Origin of the sequence: Evansella tamaricis, assembly GCF_019042215.1 — a bacterium.
GTDB classification, from domain to species: Bacteria; Bacillota; Bacilli; order Bacillales; family Salisediminibacteriaceae; genus Evansella; species Evansella tamaricis.
Window position 1 is genome coordinate 1 of record NZ_JAHQCS010000157.1, and the last position, 7,298, is coordinate 7,298.

Here is a 7,298-nt window from a genome sequence, read left to right on the forward strand (position 1 = left end):
CCAGCGCCTACTCGCTGCGGGGCACTTCGGAAGTGACAACTGAAGTCAAAGAGCGGACTTCTAGTTGTCATTCCTCCACTGCCCTACGCTCGTGACCAAAGGCGCTTGCGCTTTTCTTATTGTCTAGCTCCAGCGCCTACTCGCAAGGGAACTGAAAAAGTGGTGCTTTTCCACTTATACAGTCCCTAAGCAATGAGCGTAGCCGTCGCAATCTTTAAAAAGCTTGATAGGAGTGGTTTTCTCCTATCAGGCGAGCGACGAGCGCAGCCATTGCCATACAAATAAAAGGAACTGAAAAAGTGGTTTTAAACTTTTTCAGTTGCTTCTTAATTGCTGCGGGGCACTTCGGAAGTGACAAACTGAAGTCAAAGAGCGGACTTCTGTTGTCATTCCTCCACTGCCCTACGCTCGTGACCATAGGCGCTTGCGCTTTTCTTATTGTCTAGCTCCTATCTTAGGCGATGTACATTATAAGTCTCTCAAGACTTGAATTCGCAAAACATAATTTAATAGGAAACAAACAAATTTGATTGAAAGAGAAAGAGGGGAAACAACATGTTCTTCAAGCTGTCAGATGAACAGGAAATGATTCGGAAAATGGTACGTGATTTTGCAGAAAATGAAGTAGCACCAACTGCCGCAGAGCGTGATGAAGAGGAACGGTTCGATCGGGAGATCTTTGACCAGATGGGGGAACTTGGTTTGACAGGAATACCTTGGCCGGAAGAATATGGGGGAATAGGGGCTGATTATCTCAGTTATTGTATTGCCGTGGAAGAGCTATCTCGAGTTTGTGCTTCCACAGGAGTAACACTCTCGGCGCATACGTCTTTAGCAGGGTGGCCCATTTATAAATTTGGAACGGAAGAACAGAAACAGCGTTTTTTACGTCCACTAGCGGAAGGTACTAAATTAGGAGCTTATGGTCTCACAGAGCCTGGTTCGGGAAGCGATGCAGCCAATATGAAGACGACGGCAGTGAAAGAAGGAGACGACTATATTCTTAATGGTTCTAAGATTTTTATTACAAATGCAGGGGAAGCGGAGATCTATGTTGTTTTCGCATTGACGGAGCCGGAACAAAAGCATAAAGGATGTACGGCATTTATTATAGAAAAGAACACACCCGGATTTTTTATGGGAAAAAAGGAAAGTAAGCTAGGCATCCGGTCGTCTCCAACGCTAGAGATCATCTTTGATAATTGTAGAGTGTCAAAAGAGAATCGTCTCGGAGAAGAAGGGGACGGCTTTAAAATTGCCATGATGACATTGGATGGGGGACGTAATGGGATTGCAGCACAAGCGGTCGGAATTGCCCAAGGTGCTCTCGATGCCTCAGTGAATTATGCAAAGGATCGGAAACAGTTCGGGAAACCAATTGGTGTACAGCAAGGGATCGCCTTTAAGCTGGCAGATATGGCTACGAAAGTGGAAGCATCTAGACTGTTAACTTATCAGGCGGCGTGGAGAGAAAGTGAAGGGCTATCCTATGGGAAAGAATCAGCTATGTCAAAACTATTTGCCGGGGATACGGCGATGGAAGTGACGGTGGAAGCAGTCCAGGTATTTGGGGGATATGGTTATACGAAAGAATATCCTGTAGAACGCTTTATGCGTGATGCCAAGATTACGCAAATTTATGAAGGGACAAATGAGATTCAACGTCTCGTTATTTCAAAAATGCTGTTGAAAGATTAATAGCAGGATTTTTCATGGGAAAGGTGGAAACTATATAGAATCGAATGAATGTAATCTCATGAATCATAAATAAAGGGTGGCGGGACGAATGGGCTTAGAGCAGTTAGCGGAACGAGTTCTATCTGGAGATCAGCGGGCAATCGCCAAAGGGATTTCCATCGTTGAGGATCGGAAAGAAGGGCACCGGTTGCTCTTGTCCCGCGTATTCCCCCATGTGGGGAACGCCCATATTATTGGTATTACAGGGTCCCCAGGGGCAGGGAAAAGCTCCCTTGTAAATGGGCTCGTGAAGGAGTGGAGGTCCCGGAATAAAACAGTTGCCGTGATTGCAGTGGACCCCACGAGCCCATTTTCAGGGGGAGCCCTCCTCGGGGATCGGGTACGGATGCGTGATCATGATGACGACGAAGGTGTTTTCATAAGAAGTATGGGGACGAGGGGAAGCCTCGGGGGTTTGTCGGAAGCGTGTCAAGATGTGGTTCGTATCATGGACGCATCGGGGTTTGATGTGGTCATGGTGGAGACGGTTGGTGTCGGTCAGGCGGAGTTGGATATCATGAAGACAGCAGATACGGTGACGTTGGTCCTTTATCCGTCTGGTGGAGATTTGATTCAGGCATTTAAGGCTGGAATTATGGAAATTGCCGATCTTTTTGTTATAAATAAAGCGGACTTGCCAGGTGTCGATCAGCTCAAGGGGGAGCTTCAAGATCTGCTTCATATTACGGAACGGGGAAAAAAGGGGTGGGAGCCGCCGATTTTGGAGACGGTTTCTACGTTGAAACGGGGAATGGAGCAAGTGGTGGAGGAGTCGCTTGCACATCATAAGTATTTGGCATCCTCTGGTAAGAAGGCTGAGCGGAGGTTCAGTCAGCGGAAGCAAGAAGTGATGCGTCGGCTTCAGGAACGTTTTGCTGCGGATGTATTGGGATTGGTGGAACAGGAATTGGGACCGTTGGAATCAGGCAGTTCCGAGGAAAGGGATCCGTATGAGGTTGCCCATATCATCTATAAGTATTGGAAACAGGAGACGAAGGAACTGGAAGTGTCGGAGCAAGTAGATGGGGATGTGCAGCAAGGAGGAGACGAGGAATGATGAAAAAGAAGAATGTACCTTCTCTCGTGAAGGATGAAAGATTGATAAAAACGAGGCGGGAGCAGATTGTGAAAGCGGCTGTTCAGCTTTTTAATAAGAAGGGGTATCACGGAACAACGACACGGGAAGTTGCTCAAGCATCCGGTTTCAGCATCGGTACCTTATATGAATACATTGGCTCCAAAGAAGATATTTTATATCTTGTTTGTGATGCCGTTTATGATGAGGTGATGGAGAAATGGGAGCAGTTGATGGATGAGAACCTTCAGGGCCTTGAACGACTTCATCAAGTCATCTACTCGTATTTTAAAGTGGTGGATGATTTGCAGAACGAGGTCCTTGTCATGTATCAGGAAACGAAATCACTCTCTAATGAAGCTCTGAATTATGTTCTTCAAAAAGAGCTTAGCATGAAGGATATGTTTGAAAAGGAGATTCGAACATGTCGGGAGCGTGGGCTCATCGAGATCGAGGACAGGGAAGTTTCCCTTGCTTGTCATAACATTCTTGTTTCAGGTCATATGTGGACGTTTAGAAGATGGATCATTCAAAAGGAATATACAATTGAATCATATTGTGAGTGGCAGATTGCACAATTATTCCGCGGTTTTCAGGCAAAGGATGGCAAGTTTCTGCATCATAGTGGGGTCACACCTGCAATCAACAAAGACGGAGGGGGAAACGGATGGAATTAAAATATAAACCAAAACATGCGGTCCGGTTTGTAACGGCATCGAGTCTTTTTGACGGACACGATGCCTCCATAAATATAATGAGGAGAATGCTGCAGGCTACTGGGGCAGAAGTCATTCATTTAGGCCATAATCGTTCTGTTGGGGAAGTGGTGCAGGCGGCAATACAAGAGGATGTTCAGGGGATTGCCATTTCTTCGTACCAAGGTGGCCATGTGGAATATTTCAAGTACTTACATGATCTATTGCAGGAACATGGAGCTTCCCATATCAAGATTTTTGGTGGAGGAGGAGGTGTCATTATTCCTTCTGAGATCAAAGAATTGCATGAGTATGGAATAGCAAGGATTTATTCTCCGGAAGATGGTAGGCAGCAAGGTCTTCAAGGCATGATCAATGAAATGGTGGAACTATGTGATTTCCCGATGGACGATGTCGCAGGGCTGGAAAAGGGATCTTTATCATGTCGAAATATGGAAACGGTTGCAAGGTTAATAAGTATTGCGGAGTTGCAAACCTTCGGGGAAGAAGTGTCAAAGGAAGGTACTTCTTTTTTTGAGGCAGAAGTAAAAGTGAATTCAGGTGCAAGTGCAGGAGCGCCGGTCCTTGGGATTACCGGAACAGGTGGAGCGGGAAAAAGTTCATTGACGGATGAATTAGTCCGGCGATTTTTAATGGCTTATTCTGATAAAACATTAGCGATTTTGTCCGTGGATCCCACGAAAAAGAAGACTGGAGGTGCCCTCCTTGGAGACCGGATTCGGATGAACTCGATTCATCACGAGCGAGTATATATGAGATCGTTGGCCACTCGGGACAGCCGTCAGGAGTTATCAAAGGCTATTGAAGAAGCGATCCGTGTAGTTAAACTTGCGGGTTTTGATCTGATCATTGTGGAAACGAGTGGAATTGGCCAAGGGGATGCAGCCATCTCTGATGTGGCGGATGTATCTATGTATGTCATGACAAGTGAATTTGGGGCACCGACTCAGCTGGAAAAAATCGATATGATTGATTTTGCCGATTGTATAGCCATCAATAAATTCGAACGGAAAGGTTCTGAGGATGCTTTAAGGGAAGTACGGAAAGCATATCAGCGGAGCCATATGTTATTTGACAAAGACCCGGAGGAAATGCCTGTATTTGGAACAATTGCAAGTCAATTTAATGATCCAGGCACAAACCGTCTTTTTTACGAACTAATGCAAATTATCGGCAGGAAGTTCTCTGCGGGGGAAGATGCCGGTTGGGAAAAAACTGAACTGGGGAAAAATGATGGAATTACGTTGAAAAAAGGAATCATTCCTCCAGAACAAGTTCATTATTTGCGGGAGATTGTCCAATCCATCCGGGAATATCATGAAGAAACAGTGAAAGAAGTGAAAAAGGCGCGCCGTTTATTTCAGATTGAAGGAACATTGGAAGCACTACGGGAAATGGATCGGGTAATAGCTGCTGAAGGTGGGGAAGATTCCAGAGGGCAACTACTCCGATTGCGGGATCATTATGCCGGATCATTACGGGATCAGACAAAACATGTGTTGGACACTTGGGAGAAAAAGAAGGAATCTTACCGGCAGGACCAATTTGTCATGAAAATCCGGACTAAGGAAATTGTGACGGAATTAAAGACCCGCAGTTTAGCGGGACTGGACATCCCGAAAGTTTCTCTACCTCCCTTCGAAGATTATGGAGAAATCGTACGGTGGGTACGAAAGGAAAATGTTCCAGGGGAGTTTCCATACACCGCCGGAGTTTTCCCATTTAAACGAAAAGGGGAAGATCCGAAGCGCCAGTTTGCTGGTGAAGGGGGACCACAACGGACGAATCGCCGGTTCCACTATTTATCTAAAGACGACGAGGCAAAGCGCTTGAGTACTGCATTTGACTCTGTAACCCTGTATGGGGAAGATCCAGGCTATCGCCCTGATATCTACGGTAAAGTGGGAGAGAGTGGTGTCAGTATTTGTACGTTGGATGATATGAAGATGTTGTATGATGGATTTGACCTTAGTGCTCCAACAACATCAGTTTCCATGACGATCAATGGTCCGGCGCCGATCATCTTGGCGATGTTCATGAATACGGCAATCGAGCAGCAGATCAAGGTATTTACACAACAAAATGGCAGAGAACCTGGTGACGCTGAACAGAAGGAAATCAAGGCGTATACTTTGTCCACCGTCAGGGGAACTGTCCAAGCAGATATTTTAAAGGAGGACCAGGGGCAGAACACTTGCATTTTCTCCACGGAATTTGCCCTTAGGATGATGGGGGACATTCAGCAATACTTTATCGACCACCACGTTAGAAACTATTATTCTGTATCGATCAGTGGTTACCATATTGCCGAAGCTGGAGCCAACCCGATCAGTCAGCTCGCTTTCACTTTAGCGAACGGATTCACCTATGTAGAATATTATTTAAGCCGTGGTATGGATGTGAATGATTTTGCACCGAACCTCTCCTTCTTTTTCAGCAATGGACTAGATCCGGAATATACGGTAATCGGCCGAGTTGCCCGAAGAATATGGGCCGTTGCGATGCGGGAAAAATATGGTGCAAATGAACGGAGTCAGAAATTAAAGTATCATATTCAGACATCAGGAAGATCTCTTCATGCACAAGAAGTGGACTTCAACGATATACGTACGACCTTGCAGGCGCTGCTTGCAATCTATGATAATTGTAATTCCCTGCATACGAATGCCTATGACGAAGCGGTGACCACGCCCACTGAGGAAAGTGTCCGTCGTGCCATGGCGATTCAAATGATTATCACAAAGGAAATGGGCCTCGCTAAGAACGAGAATCCACAGCAAGGTTCCTTTATTGTGGAAGAGCTTACGGACTTAGTGGAAGAAGCGGTGTTGTTAGAGTTAGAGCGGATGAATGACCGAGGAGGCGTCCTTGGTGCCATGGAGACTCAATACCAACGGGGAAAAATACAGGAAGAATCACTTCTTTATGAAACATTGAAGCATAACGGGAAGCTCCCGATTATTGGGGTGAACACCTATTTGAATCCAAAACCCCCTTCTGAAGATGACTTTGAAATGGAGTTGGCGAGAGCCACAAAGGAGGAAAAGGAGGAGCAAATCCGCCGATTAAGGGAATTTCAAGAAAAGAATCGGGAAGAAGGGGATGTGGCGCTATCCAGACTGAAGCAAGTGGCACTAAAGGGCGACAATCTGTTTGAGGAATTAATGGAAACGGTGAAGGTTGCCAGTTTAGGACAGATTACTGGGGCACTCTATGAAGTTGGCGGTCAGTATCGCAGGAATTTGTAATATTTGTGGAAGTGCTTCGTGGTGAGTGGAATTTGGAATTTATCTGAACTCACTTCGAAGTCACTTTTTTAAAAGATAAGCATATGTATAAGTTTTTGCACCTCGGGCTTGTCTAGCTCCATCGCCTACTCGCATGGGAACTGTAAAAGTGGTGCTTTCCACTTTTACAGTCCCTAAGCCACTTCGGAAGTGACAACCGAAGTCAAAGAGCGGACTTCAGGTTGTCATTCCTCCACCGCCCTACGCTCGTGAGCCTAGGCGCTTGTGCTATTCATTGTCTAGCACAAACGCCTACTCGCTACGGGGCACTTCGGAAGTGACAACCGAAGTCAAAGAGCGGACTTCGATTGTCATTCCTCCACTGTCCTACGCTCGTGAGCCTAGGCGCTTGTGCTTTTCATTGTCTAGCACAAACGCCTACTCGCTACGGGGCACTTCGGAAGTGACAACCGAAGTCAAAGAGCGGACTTCAGGTTGTCATTCCTCCACCGCCCTACGCTCGTGAGCCTAGGCGCTTGTGCT

At 46.2% G+C, this 7,298-nt stretch carries 4 protein-coding genes; all 4 read left to right on the forward strand.

Annotated features, from left to right (window positions below; all coding sequences use genetic code 11):
• The first annotated feature begins 555 nt into the window (after positions 1–555).
• Positions 556–1,698, forward strand: a complete 1,143-nt coding sequence (locus KS419_RS19740; protein WP_217068226.1) for an acyl-CoA dehydrogenase — start codon at positions 556–558, stop codon at positions 1,696–1,698.
• A gap of 88 nt (positions 1,699–1,786) precedes the next feature.
• Positions 1,787–2,794, forward strand: coding sequence for a methylmalonyl Co-A mutase-associated GTPase MeaB (gene meaB / locus KS419_RS19745; RefSeq protein ID WP_217068227.1), 1,008 nt, complete (start codon positions 1,787–1,789; stop codon positions 2,792–2,794).
• Complete coding sequence (locus tag KS419_RS19750) at positions 2,794–3,489, forward strand: TetR/AcrR family transcriptional regulator (RefSeq protein ID WP_217068229.1); 696 nt, start codon at positions 2,794–2,796, stop codon at positions 3,487–3,489. The genes meaB and KS419_RS19750 overlap by 1 nt, the downstream gene beginning before the upstream one ends.
• Positions 3,480–6,776: a fused isobutyryl-CoA mutase/GTPase IcmF gene (gene icmF / locus KS419_RS19755; protein WP_217068228.1), complete on the forward strand. Its 3,297-nt coding sequence runs from the start codon at positions 3,480–3,482 to the stop codon at positions 6,774–6,776. Before KS419_RS19750 ends, icmF begins: the two co-directional genes overlap by 10 nt.
• Positions 6,777–7,298: the final 522 nt, after the last annotated feature.

Excerpts from the sequence above, each read along its gene's own strand:
- KS419_RS19740 (WP_217068226.1), top strand. The coding sequence starts at position 556 with ATGTTCTTCAAGCTGTCAGATGAACAGGAAATGATTCGGAAAATGGTA.
- meaB (WP_217068227.1), top strand. The coding sequence starts at position 1,787 with ATGGGCTTAGAGCAGTTAGCGGAACGAGTTCTATCTGGAGATCAGCGG.
- KS419_RS19750 (WP_217068229.1), top strand. The coding sequence starts at position 2,794 with ATGAAAAAGAAGAATGTACCTTCTCTCGTGAAGGATGAAAGATTGATA.
- icmF (WP_217068228.1), top strand. The coding sequence starts at position 3,480 with ATGGAATTAAAATATAAACCAAAACATGCGGTCCGGTTTGTAACGGCA.